17 protein-coding genes are annotated in these 16,253 nt (G+C 61.1%); 6 read left to right on the forward strand and 11 right to left on the reverse strand.

Annotated features, from left to right (window positions below; genetic code table 11):
* Window position 1: 1 nt before the first annotated feature.
* Window positions 2-1,726, reverse strand: a complete 1,725-nt coding sequence (locus tag HU755_RS23005; RefSeq protein WP_186551162.1) for a tetratricopeptide repeat protein — start codon at window positions 1,724-1,726, stop codon at window positions 2-4.
* 182 nt (window positions 1,727-1,908) lie between these two features.
* On the opposite strand from HU755_RS23005, the gene hemA reads away from it, so the two are divergent.
* From hemA to HU755_RS23035, 6 genes are all read left to right on the forward strand, one after another.
* Complete coding sequence (gene hemA / locus HU755_RS23010; protein ID WP_186551163.1) at window positions 1,909-3,195, forward strand: glutamyl-tRNA reductase; 1,287 nt, start codon at window positions 1,909-1,911, stop codon at window positions 3,193-3,195.
* Window positions 3,192-4,274: a peptide chain release factor 1 gene (gene prfA / locus HU755_RS23015; protein WP_186636833.1), complete on the forward strand. Its 1,083-nt coding sequence runs from the start codon at window positions 3,192-3,194 to the stop codon at window positions 4,272-4,274. The genes hemA and prfA overlap by 4 nt, the downstream gene beginning before the upstream one ends.
* Window positions 4,275-5,105 carry a peptide chain release factor N(5)-glutamine methyltransferase gene (gene prmC, locus HU755_RS23020; RefSeq protein WP_186636835.1) on the forward strand — a complete coding sequence of 277 codons (831 nt, stop codon included), beginning with the start codon at window positions 4,275-4,277 and terminating at the stop codon, window positions 5,103-5,105. It abuts the gene before it with no gap.
* On the forward strand, window positions 5,099-5,854 hold the full coding sequence (locus HU755_RS23025) for a molybdopterin-synthase adenylyltransferase MoeB (RefSeq protein WP_186636837.1): 756 nt from the start codon (window positions 5,099-5,101) through the stop codon (window positions 5,852-5,854). The genes prmC and HU755_RS23025 overlap by 7 nt, the downstream gene beginning before the upstream one ends.
* The gene (murI, locus tag HU755_RS23030; RefSeq protein WP_186636838.1) at window positions 5,847-6,638 is read left to right on the forward strand and encodes a glutamate racemase; all 792 of its coding nucleotides are present in this window, start codon (window positions 5,847-5,849) and stop codon (window positions 6,636-6,638) included. The genes HU755_RS23025 and murI overlap by 8 nt, the downstream gene beginning before the upstream one ends.
* Window positions 6,639-6,748: 110 nt before the next feature.
* Window positions 6,749-7,267 carry an acyloxyacyl hydrolase gene (locus HU755_RS23035; protein WP_186551168.1) on the forward strand — a complete coding sequence of 173 codons (519 nt, stop codon included), beginning with the start codon at window positions 6,749-6,751 and terminating at the stop codon, window positions 7,265-7,267.
* Between the two features lie 135 nt (window positions 7,268-7,402).
* Here the strand turns inward: HU755_RS23035 and HU755_RS23040 are convergent, their stop codons facing one another.
* The 10 genes from HU755_RS23040 to HU755_RS23085 are packed head-to-tail and all read right to left on the reverse strand — an operon-like array spanning window position 7,403 to window position 16,112.
* Window positions 7,403-7,708 (reverse strand): YkgJ family cysteine cluster protein, encoded by a 306-nt coding sequence (locus HU755_RS23040; RefSeq protein WP_186551169.1) that lies wholly within the window; start codon window positions 7,706-7,708, stop codon window positions 7,403-7,405.
* Window positions 7,709-7,760: 52 nt separating this feature from the next.
* Window positions 7,761-8,252 carry a DUF2878 domain-containing protein gene (locus tag HU755_RS23045; RefSeq protein ID WP_186636839.1) on the reverse strand — a complete coding sequence of 164 codons (492 nt, stop codon included), beginning with the start codon at window positions 8,250-8,252 and terminating at the stop codon, window positions 7,761-7,763.
* Entirely contained in the window at window positions 8,245-9,510 is a 1,266-nt protein-coding gene (locus tag HU755_RS23050) for a cyclopropane-fatty-acyl-phospholipid synthase family protein (protein WP_186636840.1), read from the reverse strand. Before HU755_RS23050 ends, HU755_RS23045 begins: the two co-directional genes overlap by 8 nt.
* Window positions 9,497-10,312, reverse strand: coding sequence for a DUF1365 domain-containing protein (locus HU755_RS23055; RefSeq protein WP_186636841.1), 816 nt, complete (start codon window positions 10,310-10,312; stop codon window positions 9,497-9,499). The genes HU755_RS23050 and HU755_RS23055 overlap by 14 nt, the downstream gene beginning before the upstream one ends.
* Window positions 10,309-11,556, reverse strand: coding sequence for an NAD(P)/FAD-dependent oxidoreductase (locus tag HU755_RS23060; protein ID WP_186636843.1), 1,248 nt, complete (start codon window positions 11,554-11,556; stop codon window positions 10,309-10,311). The genes HU755_RS23055 and HU755_RS23060 overlap by 4 nt, the downstream gene beginning before the upstream one ends.
* A complete protein-coding gene (locus HU755_RS23065) occupies window positions 11,553-12,335 on the reverse strand; it encodes an SDR family oxidoreductase (RefSeq protein ID WP_186551174.1) in 783 nt (260 codons plus the stop codon). Before HU755_RS23065 ends, HU755_RS23060 begins: the two co-directional genes overlap by 4 nt.
* The gene (locus tag HU755_RS23070) at window positions 12,332-12,754 is read right to left on the reverse strand and encodes a nuclear transport factor 2 family protein (protein ID WP_186636845.1); all 423 of its coding nucleotides are present in this window, start codon (window positions 12,752-12,754) and stop codon (window positions 12,332-12,334) included. The genes HU755_RS23065 and HU755_RS23070 overlap by 4 nt, the downstream gene beginning before the upstream one ends.
* A complete protein-coding gene (phrB, locus tag HU755_RS23075) occupies window positions 12,747-14,192 on the reverse strand; it encodes a deoxyribodipyrimidine photo-lyase (RefSeq protein WP_186636847.1) in 1,446 nt (481 codons plus the stop codon). The genes HU755_RS23070 and phrB overlap by 8 nt, the downstream gene beginning before the upstream one ends.
* 16 nt (window positions 14,193-14,208) lie before the next feature.
* Complete coding sequence (locus HU755_RS23080) at window positions 14,209-15,150, reverse strand: MerR family transcriptional regulator (RefSeq protein WP_186636849.1); 942 nt, start codon at window positions 15,148-15,150, stop codon at window positions 14,209-14,211.
* Entirely contained in the window at window positions 15,150-16,112 is a 963-nt protein-coding gene (locus HU755_RS23085) for a DUF523 and DUF1722 domain-containing protein (protein ID WP_186551178.1), read from the reverse strand. Before HU755_RS23085 ends, HU755_RS23080 begins: the two co-directional genes overlap by 1 nt.
* Between the last annotated feature and the right edge of the window lie 141 nt (window positions 16,113-16,253).

Genomic DNA, 16,253 nt, shown 5'->3' on the forward strand with positions numbered 1-16,253 from the left:
GTTAAAGAGTCTCGGATCCGGTCAGGCGCTTGATGGTGCTGCGCAGGATGGTGCTGTCGGGCTGATCCTTGAGGAACTTGCCCCACACTTGTCTGGCTTCGCGTTGATTGCCCTTGGCCCACAACACTTCGCCCAGATGCGCGGCCACTTCGTGATCAGGAAAACGCTCGAGCGCCTGGCGCAGATATTTCTCCGCGTCGTCCAGATTGCCCAAGCGGTAATTCACCCAGCCGAGGCTGTCGAGTACGGCCGGGTCTTCCGGGTTGATCTGGTGGGCCTGCTCGATCAGCGTTTTCGCTTCAGCGTAGCGGGTGGTGCGGTCGGACAGGGTGTAGCCCAGCGCGTTGAGTGCCATGGCGTTGTCCGGGTCGCGCTTGATGATCAGGCGCAGGTCTTTTTCCATCTGCGCCAGGTCATTGCGTTTTTCTGCGAGCATCGCCCGGGTGTACAGCAGATTGAGATCGTCCGGGTATTTCTGCAGGGCCTGCTGCAAGACTTGCCAGGCTTTGGCTTCTTGCTTGTTGGCCGACAGGGTTTCCGCCTCGATCAGGTACAGCTGGATCGCATAATCAGGCTGCTCGTCACGTTCGGCGGCCAGTTTGCTTTGTGCTTCAGCGGTCTTGCCGTTGTTCATCAGGATATCGGCCTGACGCAATTGCGCCGGCAGATAGTCGTTGCCCGGACCGACCTGCGCGTATTCGATCAGCGCGCCTTGCGGGTCGTTACGCTCTTCGGCAATGCGCCCCAGGTTCAGGTGCGCCGAATCGACATGGCTTTCGCGCGCGATCAGGTCTTCCAGATAGCCTTTGGCTTCTTCCCAGGCCTTGGCTTCCAGGCACACCAGCGCGAGGGAATAGCGCAATTCGTCGTCTTCCGGGTACTGCTGAACCAGGCTGGAGAACTCGGTCTTGGCGTCATCCATCCGGTCCTGCTCGACCAGCATGCGCGCATAGGTCAGGCGCAGGCGCTTGTCGTCCGGGTATTTTTTGATGCTTTTCTGCAACAGCGGCAGCGCTTCGTCGCCACGGTTCAACACTTGCAGCAGACGCGCGCGCAGCAAAATCGGGGCAACTTCGCCGTCTTCCGGCGGGTTGTCTTCGAGCAGCGTCAGGGCGCCTTGATTGTCGCCGTCCTGCTGCAAGAGCAAAGCCTTGCCAAAAATCAGTTGATTGTTGTTCGGGTGCCGTTGCAGCAAACGGTCGAAGCTTTTCATCAGGCCGTTGCGGGTTTCCTGATCGGTGTCGGCGGCCGACAGCGCGAGGAAATCGAAATGGGTGTCGCCCTTGCCCTGCAGGACTTTTTCCATGTAGACCATGGAGTCGTCGTAACGCCCGGCGCGGGCCAGTTGCACGGCGGCGGCGCGTTGCGCTTCAAGGTCGTCCGGAGCGTTTTTCGCCCAGATCAGAGCGGTGTCGAGGGCCGGTTGATCGGCGCCCAGGTATTCGGCGATGCGAAAGGCGCGCTCGGAAACACCCGGGTCCTGCGTGTTGATGGCCTGGGTCACGTAGTTGTCCAGGGCAATGTCGAAACGATTGCGCTGACCGGCGAGTTCGGCGCTCAGCAGGCTGAACACGGTTTCCTCGCTGAAAGAGCTGTAGACCTTGGGTTTTTCAGGCGCGGGCGTGGTGTCTTCGGTCGGCGGAGTACCGTCCGGCGCAACGGGGGCCAAGGCTTGGCAGCCGCTGAGGAAGACAAAAGCGAGGAGCAACGCGGAAGATCTATTCATATAGGAAGAGGACGACTAACCTGCGGTCGGATCATCATGACACAAGCCTTCGGCCAAACATAACCGAGACTCAATTGTGGCCATTATAGGGGCTGACGATTGGGACAATAGTCAGCGGTAGTTGTTCTGAATCTTTCGAAGTAGGACAATTGCCGGCTTCACGTCACCATCAGCGACCTTGAATGGCCTTCCTTGCACTCGGTATCAACCACAAGACTGCATCAGTAGACGTGCGCGAGCGCGTGGCCTTTACGCCTGAGCAACTGGTGGAGGCTCTGCAACAGCTCTGCCGACTGACCGACAGCCGCGAAGCTGCGATCCTCTCCACCTGCAATCGCAGTGAGCTTTATATAGAACAGGATCAGCTGTCGGCCGATACCGTGCTGCGCTGGCTGGCCGACTATCACCATTTGAGCCTCGATGAGCTGCGGGCCAGTGCTTACGTGCATGAAGACGATGCGGCCGTTCGTCACATGATGCGCGTTGCCGCAGGACTCGACTCGCTGGTGTTGGGCGAACCGCAGATTCTCGGCCAGATGAAGTCGGCCTACGCCGTGGCCCGCGAGGCCGGCACCATCGGCCCGCTGCTGGGACGGCTGTTTCAGGCGACGTTCAATGCAGCCAAGCAGGTGCGCACCGACACGGCCATCGGCGAAAACCCGGTCTCCGTGGCGTTCGCCGCGGTCAGCCTGGCGAAACAGATTTTCAGCGACTTGCAGCGCAGCCAGGCGCTGCTGATCGGCGCTGGGGAGACCATTACGCTGGTCGCCCGCCATTTGCATGAACTGGGGGTCAAGCGCATCGTCGTCGCCAACCGTACGCTGGAGCGCGCCAGCCAGTTGGCCGAACAGTTTGGCGCCCACGCGGTGCTGCTGTCGGACATCCCCGCGGAACTGGTGCGCAGCGACATCGTCATCAGTTCGACCGCCAGTCAGTTGCCGATTCTCGGCAAAGGCGCGGTGGAAAGCGCGTTGAAGCTGCGCAAACACAAGCCGATCTTCATGGTCGACATTGCCGTGCCCCGGGACATCGAGCCGGAAGTCGGCGAACTCGACGACGTTTACCTCTACAGCGTCGACGACCTGCACGAAGTGGTCGCCGAGAACCTCAAGAGTCGTCAGGGCGCAGCCCAGGCGGCGGAAGAGATGGTCTCGGTCGGCGCCGACGATTTCATGGTGCGCCTGCGCGAGCTGGCGGCGGTTGACGTGCTCAAGGCCTATCGTCAACAGAGCGAACGGCTGCGCGACGAAGAGTTGCAGAAGGCTCTGCGCCTGCTGGCCAACGGCGGCAACGCCGAAGACGTGCTGGGCCAATTGGCCCGTGGCCTGACCAACAAACTCTTGCATGCGCCCAGCGTGCAACTGAAAAAGCTGTCTGCCGAAGGCCGCCTCGATGCGCTGGCCATGGCCCAGGAACTCTTTGCCCTTGAGGGCTCACCGGATAGTTTTTCGGATAAAAAACCGCAATGAAAGCGTCACTGCTCAACAAGCTGGACATTCTCCAGGACCGTTTCGAGGAACTGACCGCGCTGCTCGGCGACGCCGAAGTCATTTCCGATCAGGCCAGATTCCGCGCGTATTCCAAGGAGTATGCCGAACTGGAGCCTGTAGTGGCCGGCTATAAAAAGCTGCTCGGCGTACAAAGTGATCTTGAAGGCGCGCAGGCGCTGCTCAAGGACAACGACCCCGACATGCGCGAAATGGCCGTGGAAGAAGTCCGCGAAGCCAAGGAGTTGCTGGTCACGCTGGAGTCCGATCTGCAACGCATGCTGCTGCCCAAGGATCCCAACGACGGCCGCAACGTGTTTCTCGAGATCCGCGCCGGCACCGGTGGCGACGAGGCGGCGATCTTTTCTGGGGACCTGTTCCGCATGTACTCACGCTACGCCGAGCGCCGTGGCTGGCGGGTGGAGATCCTCTCGGAAAACGAAGGCGAGCACGGTGGCTATAAAGAAGTCATCGCCCGCATTGAAGGCGATAACGTTTACGGCAAGCTCAAATTCGAGTCCGGCGCGCACCGCGTACAGCGTGTACCCGCCACCGAATCCCAGGGCCGTATCCACACCTCGGCCTGCACCGTGGCGGTGTTGCCCGAGCCGGACGAACGGGAAGCCATCGAGATCAACCCGGCGGATTTGCGTGTCGACACTTTCCGCTCCTCCGGGGCCGGTGGTCAGCACGTCAACACGACCGATTCGGCGATCCGCATCACCCACATCCCGACCGGCACCGTCGTCGAGTGCCAGGAAGAACGTTCCCAGCACAAGAACCGTGCCCGGGCGATGGCTTGGCTGTCTGCCAAGCTCAACGATCAGCAGACTGCTGCGGCGGCCAACGCCATCGCCAGCGAGCGCAAGTTGCTGGTCGGCTCCGGCGATCGCTCCGAGCGGATTCGCACCTACAACTTCGCTCAGGGCCGGGTCACTGACCATCGGGTCAACCTGACGCTGTATTCGCTTGATGAAATTCTCGCCGGCGGCGTGGAGGCCGTAATCGAGCCGTTGCTGGCCGAATACCAGGCTGACCAACTCGCCGCGATAGGTGAATAAATGACCATCATTGCCAGCCTGTTGCGCGCCGCCGAGCTGCCGGACTCGCCCACTGCGCGCCTGGACGCTGAACTGCTCCTTGCCGCCGCTTTGGGTAAGTCGCGCAGTTTTCTGCACACCTGGCCCGAGCGCATTGTGCCGAGCGAAGCGGCGCTGACCTTTGCCGAGTACCTGCAACGGCGCCGCAGTGGTGAGCCGGTGGCGTATATCCTCGGCCAGCAAGGTTTCTGGAAACTCGACCTGGAAGTCGCGCCGCATACGCTGATTCCGCGCCCGGACACCGAGTTGCTGGTGGAGGCGGCGCTGGAACTGTTGCCAGCAACCCCGGCAACGGTGCTTGACCTCGGCACCGGCAGCGGCGCCATCGCTCTGGCCCTGGCCAGTGAGCGTCCGGCGTGGAAAGTCACCGCCGTGGATCGTGTGCTCGAAGCCGTGGCCCTGGCCGAACGCAATCGCCAGCGCCTGCAATTGAATAACGTCACGGTGCTCAGCAGCCATTGGTTCAGTGCACTTGAAGGCCAACGCTTTGGCTTGATCATCAGCAACCCGCCCTACATCGCCGCGGCCGATCCGCATCTGATCGAAGGTGACGTGCGCTTCGAACCGGCCAGCGCACTGATCGCCGGGGAGGACGGCCTCGACGATTTGCGCCTGATCGTCGCCCAGGCGCCGGATTATCTGCAGGCCGGCGGCTGGCTGATGCTCGAGCACGGCTATGATCAGGCCGAGGTTGTGCGTGATCTGCTGCTGAGCCGTGGCTTTGAAGAGGTCCACAGCCGTACCGATCTGGGCGGCCATCAACGCATCAGTCTGGGGCGCCTGCCGTGCTGAATGATCAGGAGTTGCTGCGCTACAGCCGGCAGATTCTGCTGCAACACATCGACATTGACGGCCAGTTGAAGCTCAAAGCCAGTCGGGTGTTGATTGTCGGCCTCGGCGGACTTGGCGCGCCGGTGGCCCTGTATCTGGCGGCGGCGGGCGTGGGCGAGTTGCATCTGGCGGATTTCGATACGGTCGACCTGACCAACCTGCAGCGCCAGATTATTCATGACACCGACAGCGTCGGTCTGAGCAAAGTCGACTCGGCGCTCAAACGCCTGGGCGCGATCAATCCCGAGATTCAACTGGTCGCCCTTCGTCAGGCGCTGGACGAGGACTCACTGGCCGCGGCCGTGGCGGCGGTGGATCTGGTGCTCGACTGTTCGGATAATTTTGCCACCCGCGAAGCGGTCAACGCCGCGTGTGTTGTCGCACGCAAACCTTTGGTCAGCGGCGCGGCGATTCGCCTGGAAGGGCAGTTGTCGGTGTTCGACCCACGGCGTGCCGAAAGCCCTTGTTATCACTGCCTGTATGGTCACGGCAGCGAGGCCGAACTGACCTGCAGCGAGGCCGGCGTGGTCGGGCCGCTGGTCGGTCTGGTCGGCAGCCTCCAGGCGCTGGAAGCCTTGAAAGTGCTGGTCGGCTTCGGCGAACCGCTGGTTGGCCGCTTGCTGCTGATCGATGCGTTGGGTTCGCGGTTCCGTGAGTTGCGCGTCAAGCGTGATCCGGGGTGCAGCGTCTGTGGTTCGCGCCATGCGTGAAGCGCCGATCGGCGTGTTCGACTCCGGCGTCGGCGGCTTGTCGGTATTGGCGGAGATCCAGCGTTTGCTGCCCAAAGAATCGCTGCTTTATCTCGGCGATTGCGGGCACATTCCTTACGGTGAAAAAACCCCGGAGTTCATCCGTCAGCGTTGCAGCGTGATGGCTGCTTTTTTCCGCGAGCAGGGCGCCAAGGCGCTGGTGCTGGCCTGTAACACCGCGACAGTGGCCGGCGTCGCCGATCTTCGTCGCGACTATCCCGACTGGCCGATTGTCGGCATGGAACCGGCGGTCAAACCCGCCGCAGCGGCCACACGCAGTGGTGTAGTGGGCGTGCTGGCGACGACAGGTACTCTGCAAAGCGCCAGGTTTGCCGCGTTGCTTGATCGCTTTGCGGCTGATGTCAGAGTCATCACCCAGCCGTGTCCGGGGCTGGTCGAACGGATTGAAAACGGCGATTTGCACAGCGCCGACCTGCGCACGTTGTTGCAAGGTTATGTCACGCCATTATTGGCTCAAGGCTGCGACACGATCATTCTTGGCTGCACGCACTATCCGTTCCTCAGGCCGCTGCTCAAGTCGATGATCGGCAACGATATAAGCCTGATCGACACCGGAGCCGCCGTGGCCCGGCAGCTTCAGCGTTTGCTCGCCGAGCGCGATCTGCTCGCGCAGGGTCCGAGCCTGCCTGTGAAGTTCTGGACCAGCGCTGATCCGCAATCCCTCAGAAAAATCCTACCGTTGCTGGGCCAAACTGCGTCGAATGTGCAAAACTTCGACTTGTAAAAAAAATGTGAAATAACAAAAAAAACGCTGAACTTCTGACCAAGCGCAGATTTCTATAGCGACAGAAGCACTAAAAACCAAACGATCGTTCCGGAAAAGGAAGTTTCAAAGTGAAGCGACTATTCTGCTTGGCCGCGATTGCGGCCGCACTGATGGGGCAAAGTCTTTCTGCACAGGCTGCGGACGTAGAGTTTGCGGTGGGCGGGACCAGCGATTCGACCATGACTTATCGTCTGGGGATGAATTTCGATTGGGACAAGAGCTGGCTGCAGAGCGATGTCGGCCGCCTGACCGGCTACTGGAGTGGCGCCTACACCTATTGGGAAGGTGACAAGACTTCCAGCAACAACAGCCTGTCGTTCTCGCCAGTGTTTGTTTACGAATTTGCCGGTCAGTCGGTTAAACCTTACGTTGAAGCCGGTATCGGCGTTGCGTTGTTCTCCAACACCGAATACGAAGACAACAAACTGGGCGGCTCCTTCCAGTTCGAAGACCGTCTCGGTTTCGGCCTGCGCTTCAATGGCGGCCACGAAGTCGGAATCCGTGCCACGCACTATTCCAACGCCGGTCTGTCCAGCGACAACGATGGTGTAGAAAGCTACTCACTGCATTACTCGATGCCGCTGTAATCAGTCGCTACGCGCAATCCCATTGTGGGAGCGGGCTTGCTCGCGAATGCGGTGTGTCAGTCAGCACATAGGGCGCTGACCCACCGCATTCGCGAGCAAGCCCGCTCCCACAGTTGTTTCTGTGGTGTTCGAAAATCAGCGGTAGGCGGTAGATATGCCCCGGCGCTCTTCGATGCACTCGGCTGCGCCCATCTCAAACTCGCGGCAGATCAGTGGGCGTTTCTCGTAGATCGTGCACATCATGCTGTCGCGGTCCAGCGCCGCGCACCAGCCGTCGTCCAGGCGCAGCATGACTTCGCCGCCCCACTCATCGGTATCGATAAAGCGATCCGGCACGCCAGTATCGGTGATCAGCAGCACTTCGAGCTGGCAACAGCACGCAGCGCAGGTCGAACAGGTGACTGCCGGTTCGGCGATTTGCGTATGAGGAATGGTTTTCATGGCGCCAGTGTAAGGCAGTGATCGCTGTGGGTGTGAACGCGCAGACGGACGCTCAAGGCGCCAAGCGTCGAGCCATTACGTGCAGCAGTGGAAACAGCAGAGCCCAGAGCAGGCCGATGACGATCAGCGTGGCGACCTCGCCGTAGGGGAATTGCACCCCGGCCAGGCGCCCGCCGCCGTAGTAGGACAGCGCCCCGCCCACCGCACCGAGCCCGCTGGCCAGCCACCATGGCCGGGCGCTCCATTCAAGGCAATGACGCAAAGTCGTGGCCAGCAGCGCCCAGAGCAGCATCAGCCAGAGCGGAATCAGCGGCGAAGCATCCTCGAACCGAAACACCCCGAGGTAACGCAAAACCCCGTCCACCGCCGTGCCGACAATGACCACGCAAAGAATCAGACGGCCCTCCACCGCCCAACTGCCGATCCAGCGCAGATGGATCACCAACACCGCCAGGGCCAGCAGTAGCCACAAGCTGTCGCCGCCCAGCACGCAGGCCAGCCAGCCGAGCTGAAACAGCACGGCATTGGCCGCACGCTCAAGCATCGAAGCGGCCGAGCAGAGGCGTCGGCATCGCCGCCGGTTTGGCCAGCAACAGTTGCGCGGTGCCGATGGTGCGCTCGAGGAAGCCACCCTCGCAGTAGCACAGGTAAAACTCCCACAGCCGCAGGAAATAATCGTCGTAGCCCAATTCATTCAAACGGCCGTGGGCCAGGCGAAAGTTCTCGTGCCACAGGCGCAAGGTCCTGGCGTAGTGCAGGCCGAAATCTTCCATGTGCAGCAGGTTCATGTCGGTGTCGCGGCTGACCACGTCGAGCATTTTCTGCACCGAGGGCAAGGCGCCGCCAGGGAAGATATAGCGCTGGATAAAGTCGACGCTGCGCCGGGCCTGTTCATAGCGCTGTTCGCGAATGGTGATTGCCTGCAACAGCATCAAGCCGTTGCTCTTGAGCAGGCGCGCGCATTGCTTGAAATAGGTCGGCAGGAAGCGATGGCCGACCGCTTCGATCATCTCGATCGAGACCAGTTTGTCGTACTCGCCGCTGAGGTCGCGGTAATCCTTTAGCAGCAGGGTGACGCGATCCTGCAAGCCCAGTTGTTCGATGCGTTTGGCAGTGAACGCGTACTGCTCTTTCGACAGGGTGGTGGTGGTCACGCGGCAGCCATAATGCTGCGCCGCGTAGAGCGCCATGCTGCCCCAGCCTGTGCCGATTTCCAGCAGATGGTCGCTGGGCTGGAGGGCGAGTTTCTGGCAGATCCGTTCCAGTTTGTTCAACTGCGCCTGTTCCAGCGTGTCGGTGGGCGTGAGGAATTGCCCGGCGGAATACATCATGGTCGGGTCGAGAAACTGTTCAAACAGTTCATTGCCAAGGTCGTAATGCGCCGCGATGTTTTTCTGCGAGCCCTTGCGCGTGTTGCGGTTGAGCCAGTGCAAGCCTTGCACCAATGGCCGACCAAGGCGCGCCAGCCCCCCTTCCATGGCATCGAGCACATCGAGATTACTGACGAAGACGCGGACGACGGCAGTCAGGTCCGGTGAACTCCAATAACCGTGGATGAACGCTTCGCCGGCACCGATGGAACCGCTGCTGGCGATCAGGCCCCACAGCGCCGGATCAAGCACATGGACTTCGCCGAGCAGAGCGCTGCCGGGGGTGCCGAAGAGCATTTGCTCGCCATCCTCGACGACCATCAATTGCCCGTGTTTGAGCTGCGCCAACTGGCGCAGCACGCCACGGCGCAGCAGCGAGCCGGTCAGACCGTTGGTGCTCAAGCGACTGAGCGGCAGGCTAGAGGATTTCATGGTGCGGCTCCTTCGGAGGCACAGAGGCGGTTTGAAAGCTGCCGTCGGCAGCCTGATGAGCGAAGATCGGCGCGCGCTTGAGCAGCAGTCGCAGCGCTTGCCAGTAAATCGCCAGGGCGGTTTTCGCGGTCATCCACGGGAAGCGCCGCAGATAGCCGTGCAGGCTGCGACGATCGAGCGGTTCGCGGCGCAGATTGAGCGTGGCGTCGAACAGTTTCTCGTTGCCCTGCCAGTCAGCCATGTGCACGCCGAGGCTTTGCGCGGCCGGGCTGAAGCTCATGCGGTATTCGAGGTCGCGGGGCAGAAACGGTGAAACGTGAAACGCCTTGGCCACAGCGAAATGCTGATGAAAATCCACCAGGCTGGTCGGCGTCCGCGCTGGCAGCACGTAGTGATAACGCTCGCGCCACGGCGTATTGGTCACTTCGCAGACAATCGCCGCCAGTTGCCCGTCGGCTTCGTGGCAGTAGAAGAAACTCACCGGATTGAACGCCAGCCCCCAACTGCGTGGCTGGGTCAGCAGGCACACCGCGCCTTGCGGCTCATGACCGATGGCCGCGCCGACCTGCTGGCGTACGGCGTCGATCAGGCGCATGCCGTGAGCGGTAAATGCTTTCAGATAATCGCTTTCGCGGAACGAAAACGGCGCAAAGCGACTGCGACCGGCCAGGGGCGACAAGGCCAACACGGCCTCCTGCTCGCTGAGGTCGAGATAGAGCAGGCCGATCCGGTAACGGAACTCGTGGCGACGGGGCGAGAAGCGTCGGTGGCCGATCCAGCCCGAATACAGGGCGCTGTTCATAAGGTCTCACCGAACGAGGCCGCCACGCGCAAGGCGCTGACCACACCATCCTCATGAAAACCATTGGCCCAGTACGCGCCGCAGTAATGCGTGTGTTGCGCACCATCAAGCTCAGCCCAGCGATTTTGCGCGGCCATCGCTGCGAGGCTGTATTGCGGGTGGGCGTAGGTGTAGCGAGCGAGGACCTTATCGGGGGCGATGCCCGCGCTTTGGTTGAGGCTGACGCAAAACGTCGTGTCGCTCTCGATGCCCTGCAGGATGTTCATGTTGTACGTCACCGCCGCGCGGGTATGGCCGGGCCCGCCAAGGCGATAGTTCCAGCTGGCCCAGGCCCGTTTGCGCGTCGGCAGCAGGCCGGTGTCGGTGTGCAGCACCACTTCGTTATCGGCATAGGGCAGGGCGCCGAGGATCGCCCGTTCGGCATCGCTCGGGATGGCCAGCAGTTGCAGGGCCTGGTCGCTGTGGCAGGCGAACACCACTTTATCGAAATGTTCGATGCCGGCCGGGCTGTGGATAACCACGCCGTGTTGGTTGCGCTCGACGCGAGTCACTGCACAATTGAGGCGAATATTGCCCCTGAATGACGCCGTCAGCGGCGCGATGTAAGCGCTCGAACCGCCGACAATGACTTGCCACTGCGGCCGATCGCTGACGGACAGCAGCCCGTGATTCTTGAAGAAACGCAAAAAAAACTGCAGCGGGAAATTAAGCATCTGCGCCATGGGCATCGACCAGATGGCCGCGCCCATCGGCACGATGTAATGCAGGACGAAGCGCTCCCCGTAACCGCCAGCCTTCAGGTATTCATCGAGTGTGGTATCGGCGCCAATGCGCAACTCGGCGAGATCACGCTGGGCTTGTTTGTTGAACCGCAGAATGTCTTTCAGCATGCCCCAGAAACCCGGCGACAAAAGGTTGCTGCGCTGGGCGAACAGGCTGTTGAGGTTGTTGCCGTTGTATTCCACACCGGTGTCCGGGTCGGTCACCGAGAAACTCATCTCGGTCGGTTTGAAAGCCACGCCGAGCTGGTTGAGCAAGCGGATGAAGTTCGGATAGGTCCAGTCATTGAAGACAATGAACCCGGTGTCCACGGCGAACTCCTGGCCTTGGTGCTTGACCGGCACGGTGTGCGTATGACCGCCGACCCAGTCGCCAGCTTCGAACACTGTAATGTCATGACGGCGCTTGAGCAGGTAGGCGCAGGTGAGCCCGGCGATACCGCTGCCAATCACGGCGATTTTCATATCGGGTCTCGCTGCGGTGGGTTTTTGCGCACCATGCGTTTGCCGATGGCGAGCTGAGCCCGGGCGGGCAGTTTCGACAGCGGCCACAGCGCCGCCATGAACAGCGCCGGAAAGGCAATTTCCAGCGGACGGTCCTTGAGTTTGGCGTAGATGTGACGAGCCGCTTTATCCACAGGCCAGCTCAGCGGCATCGGGAAATCGTTCTTCTCGGTCAGCGGCGTTTCGACGAAACCGGGACTGATCACCGTGACTTCAATGCCTTCATCCGCCAGATCGATACGCAGTGATTCGAACAGATAACGCAGCCCGGCCTTCGATGCGCCGTAGGCTTCAGCCCGTGGCAGGGGCAGGTAAGTCACCGAGCTGGCCATGCCGACCAGGTGCGGCGCGGTGCCTTTGCGCAGCAGGGGCAGGGCGGCTTCGATGCAGTAACTGCTGGCAAGCAGATTGGTGCGCACCACGTGTTCGATGATCGAGGCATCGAACTGGCGGGCGTCGACATATTCACAGGTGCCGGCGTTGAGAATCACGCTGTCCAGCGAACCCCAGGCCTCGGTGATCTGCTCACCGATTTCACGCACGGTCTGACTGTCGGTCAGGTCTCCCGGCACCACCAGCACCTGTCCCGGATAGCGTTGGGACAGGACTTTGAGTGGCGCAACGTTGCGTGAGCTGACGGCCAGATGCGCGCCGCTTTTGAGGATGTACTCACACAATGCAGCGCCGATGCCACTGCTGGCCCCTGTCAGCCAATAACGCCGTGGAGGTGTACGACTCATCCCATTCTCCTTTTCAGCCAGGCAATCACCCGGCCCAATAGTGGCAAGTGCTCATACAGCAGCGCCCCGGCATCGAAATAATCCCGATGGCGATAAACCTTGTCCCGCCAGAGCAGGTGCGAACAGCCGTTGACGCGAATCTCGCGGCCGCCGGCCAGACGCGGGTGGCGGTAACTCATGACCCAGCGCAGGTAGCCCTCACCCTCACCGATCGGGTCGAAACCGTGAAAATCGAAACGCAGATCGCTGACGTTGGCGTACAACTCGGTGAAGTAATCTTGCAGTTGCGCCAGACCCTGCACTTCATGCAGTGGATCGGTGAAATGAATGTCGCTGCTGTACAGCTCGCCCAGGCGATGCAGGTTGTCTTTGTTCAACCCGGAAAATTGCCGGGCGAAGCTGCGCAGGAATTCACTCATCGACGGCTCCGACAGGCTGGCGCGACGGCAGATTCTTGAACGCCGTCAGCGCGCGGTCGCGTGAAGCGCCAAGGTTGACGATCGGCGCCGGATAATCCGCCACGCCGAACAGCCCTCCAGCGCTGGCCGGGTTGTGCACTTGCTTCTTGTTGAGCCCGGCCAGTTCCGGCAGCCAGTGCTTGATGAACACGCCTTCGGCGTCGAACTTTTCCGACTGGCTGACCGGGTTGAAAATGCGGAAGTACGGCGCTGAGTCGGTGCCGGTCGACGAGCTCCATTGCCAGCCACCGTTGTTCGCCGCCAGATCACCATCGATCAGGTGGCGCATGAAAAAGCGTTCGCCTTCGCGCCAGTCGATCAGCAGGTTTTTGGTCAGAAACATCGCCACCACCATGCGCAGGCGGTTGTGCATCCAGCCGGTTTCGAGCAATTGGCGCATCGCTGCGTCAATGATTGGCAGACCGGTGCGCGCCTCTTGCCAGGCCTTTAAATCTTCCGGCGCGTTACGCCAGGCCAGGGCTTCGGTTTCCGGGCGGAAGGCGCGGTGCCGCGAAACTCGCGGATAGCCGACCAGGATGTGTTTGTAGAACTCGCGCCACAGCAGTTCGTTGATCCAGGTGACCGCGCCGACCTTGCCGCTCTCGAACTCGCCCTGATTGCTGTGCAATGCGGCGTGCAGGCACTGGCGTGGCGAGATCACTCCGGCGGCCAGATAAGGCGAGAGCTGGCTGGTGCCGGGCTTGGCCGGAAAGTCGCGTTCGCTCTGGTAATAGTCGATCTGCGCATCGGTGAAGGTATCGAGACGGCGTCGCGCTTCTTCTTCGCCGGCCGGCCACAATGCGCGCAGCGATTCGCTCGGCGTGGCGAAGCCTTTGACCTCGTCGGGAATCGCATCGCTGGCGATGTTCAGCGCAGCCTGTTTGCCCGGTGCCTTGAGCCGTGACGGCAGCGAACCGTGCAGGCGTTCGTAGCAGACTTTGCGGAACTGGCTGAAGACCTGAAAGTAAGTACCGGTTCTGGTCAGCACGGTGCCGGGTTTGAACAGCAACTGATCCAGATAACTGTGGAATTCGATGCCCTCGGCCCGCAACGTTTCGGCCACGGCTTCATCGCGACGGCTTTCATGAACGCCGTATTCCTCGTTGACGTGAACCGCTTCGATCTTCAATTGCCGGCAGAGCTTGAGCAGTTCTGCCGGCGCCTGGTCCCAGTGCGCTGCGCTGCGAATCAACAGCGGGATGTTCAGCGCGCCGAGACTGTGGCTCAGCTGGCGCAGGTTGCGCAGCCAGAAATCCACCTTGCACGGCGCATCGTCATGTTCCAGCCATTGCTGCGGGCTCAACAGGTACACGGCCACGGTCGGGCCGCGGGCTGCGGCGGCCGCCAGGGCAGTGTTGTCGTGTTGGCGCAAGTCGCTGCGCAGCCAGATCAGTTGCATGTCGTTGGACTCGTCATCAAATCAGGCCGCGCTCGAGCAGCGCCTGGTGCGCAGCAAGCGGATCTTCAGCCAGGAATAAATCGGCGGATTCGGCAGTTCTGGCGGACAACTCGGCGTGGTGGATATGCACCGCCGGTCCGGCGATCAATGTCGGGCAACCGACGTTTGCCAACAGTTTTGGCAACTGCGCCAGTTGCAGGGCTTTGCTGGAATACAGCAGAACGCCACGGGCCTGGAGCTGTTCGACGGTCAACGCAAGTTCACCGGCCGGCAGCGGCCAGTCGAACACCTGCACCGGGCAATCGGCGCTGCTGATCAGCCACGCGCACAGCCACAGTTGGGGTTCCAGTGGCAGGTCGGAATGATTGATCAGCAGCAGCGGTGCGGCATGCAGTTGGCGGTTGTTGTGGTAGATGCGTGCGCCGAATTTACTGCGCAGCCAGGACAGGAAAAACACCCGTTCCATCTGCGCGCCGAACTGGCCCTGCCAGCGCTGTTCGAGTTCGCTCAGCAACGGCATCAGCAGTTGTTCGCATAGCGTGCGCGGTGGGTACAGCGCCATGGCCTGGTTGACGCTGTCATCCAGCGCGCGTTCATTGAGCGCGGTAACGGCCACCAGCAACGTCTGCTGCAAGCGCTGCCAATCGTTTTCCACGGTTTCAGTGAACGCTTGCGGCGTGTCGAGCAGAGGCTTGACCTGGCTGACGGCAACGCCACGGTTGAGCCAGGTGAGAATGGCCAGAATCCGCTGCACATGTTCGGCTGAATACAAACGGTGGCCCTTGGGCGTGCGCTGTGGCACGACCAGCCCGTAGCGGCGTTCCCACGCACGCAAGGTAATGGCGTTGACCCCGGTCTGCCGCGCGACTTCGCGGATCGGCAGCCAGCCCTCGTCGAGGGCTTTCTTGAAGTCGGCGCCGAGGTCTTCCTGGGCGCTGCTGTCGGTTTTTTCGTTCATTAGATAGCGTTTCGCAGACTGAGGTTTTCCGGATGCGGCTGCAGGTACACCTGTTGCGCAATGTAGGGATCCGGATGGAGGCGAAAATGATGCTTGAGCAGGGTCAACGGCACCACCAGCGGCACGATGCCCTGACGGTACTGGCCGATGACCTGCTGCATTTCCTGTTTGTCTTCGGCGCTCAGCGATTGTTTCAAATATCCGCTGATGTGCAGCAGCACGTTGCAATGGGTACCGCGGGTCGCGCATTTTTTCAGTGCGGCCATCAGTTCGCTGAAATAGCGCGGGCCGAGCTCCGCTGGGTCGCTGTCGGCCATGTTGCCGAGCAATTTGCCCAAGGCTTTGTATTGCAGCGGGTTGTGCGCCATCAGCAGGTATTTGTAGCGCGAGTGGAATTCAGTGAGGGCGCGGCGGCTCAGGCCCTGGGCGAGCACTTGCTGCCAGGCGCTGTAGGCAAGCACGCGGGTGATGAAATTTTCCCGCAGCACCGGATCGTTGAGGCGTCCGGCTTCTTCCACCGGCAAATCCGGATGCTGTGCACAGAACGCCTGGGCATAGATACCACGGCCGCCGCCATTCACCGGAGCGCCGTTGGCGTGATAGACCTTGACCCGCTCCAGCCCGCAGGACGGCGATTGCTGCATGAAGATATAGCCGCAGAGATCTTGCAGCTCACCGGCCATTTTTTCGCCGTATTCGGCCAGTGGCCGGGTGACGTTGATGCTCGGATTTACGGTGCCGACCGCCTCGGGCTGTTGCGGGTCGCCGACCAGCCGAATCGGCTCGCGAGGAATGCCCATGCCGATGGCGACTTCCGGGCACAGCGGCACGAAGTCAAAGTATTCCGCCAGGGTTCGGCTGCACAGCCGTGATTCCTTGTGCCCACCGTTGAAGCGCACTTCTTCGCCCAACAGGCAGGCGCTGATGGCGATCTTCGGCTTGGACAGGGAAGCAGTAGACATGAGCACCTCGAATCTATACCTGTACAGAGGGTTGTCTCTGTACAACTTTGCTCAGCATAGATCCGTGGATGTACAAGTCAAATGGTTTGTATAAGTTTTTTCTACAGCGCTGAATCTGTGGGAGCGAGCCTGCTCGCGAAA

Origin of the sequence: Pseudomonas sp. SWRI111 (assembly GCF_014268555.1) — a bacterium.
GTDB lineage: Bacteria > Pseudomonadota > Gammaproteobacteria > Pseudomonadales > Pseudomonadaceae > Aquipseudomonas > Aquipseudomonas hamedanensis.

Coding starts and splice junctions, on each gene's coding strand:
- HU755_RS23005 (WP_186551162.1), bottom strand. CDS start 1,726: ATGAATAGATCTTCCGCGTTGCTCCTCGCTTTTGTCTTCCTCAGCGGC.
- hemA (WP_186551163.1), top strand. CDS start 1,909: ATGGCCTTCCTTGCACTCGGTATCAACCACAAGACTGCATCAGTAGAC.
- prfA (WP_186636833.1), top strand. CDS start 3,192: ATGAAAGCGTCACTGCTCAACAAGCTGGACATTCTCCAGGACCGTTTC.
- prmC (WP_186636835.1), top strand. CDS start 4,275: ATGACCATCATTGCCAGCCTGTTGCGCGCCGCCGAGCTGCCGGACTCG.
- murI (WP_186636838.1), top strand. CDS start 5,847: ATGCGTGAAGCGCCGATCGGCGTGTTCGACTCCGGCGTCGGCGGCTTG.
- HU755_RS23040 (WP_186551169.1), bottom strand. CDS start 7,708: ATGAAAACCATTCCTCATACGCAAATCGCCGAACCGGCAGTCACCTGT.
- HU755_RS23045 (WP_186636839.1), bottom strand. CDS start 8,252: ATGCTTGAGCGTGCGGCCAATGCCGTGCTGTTTCAGCTCGGCTGGCTG.
- HU755_RS23050 (WP_186636840.1), bottom strand. CDS start 9,510: ATGAAATCCTCTAGCCTGCCGCTCAGTCGCTTGAGCACCAACGGTCTG.
- HU755_RS23055 (WP_186636841.1), bottom strand. CDS start 10,312: ATGAACAGCGCCCTGTATTCGGGCTGGATCGGCCACCGACGCTTCTCG.
- HU755_RS23060 (WP_186636843.1), bottom strand. CDS start 11,556: ATGAAAATCGCCGTGATTGGCAGCGGTATCGCCGGGCTCACCTGCGCC.
- HU755_RS23065 (WP_186551174.1), bottom strand. CDS start 12,335: ATGAGTCGTACACCTCCACGGCGTTATTGGCTGACAGGGGCCAGCAGT.
- HU755_RS23070 (WP_186636845.1), bottom strand. CDS start 12,754: ATGAGTGAATTCCTGCGCAGCTTCGCCCGGCAATTTTCCGGGTTGAAC.
- phrB (WP_186636847.1), bottom strand. CDS start 14,192: ATGCAACTGATCTGGCTGCGCAGCGACTTGCGCCAACACGACAACACT.
- HU755_RS23080 (WP_186636849.1), bottom strand. CDS start 15,150: ATGAACGAAAAAACCGACAGCAGCGCCCAGGAAGACCTCGGCGCCGAC.
- HU755_RS23085 (WP_186551178.1), bottom strand. CDS start 16,112: ATGTCTACTGCTTCCCTGTCCAAGCCGAAGATCGCCATCAGCGCCTGC.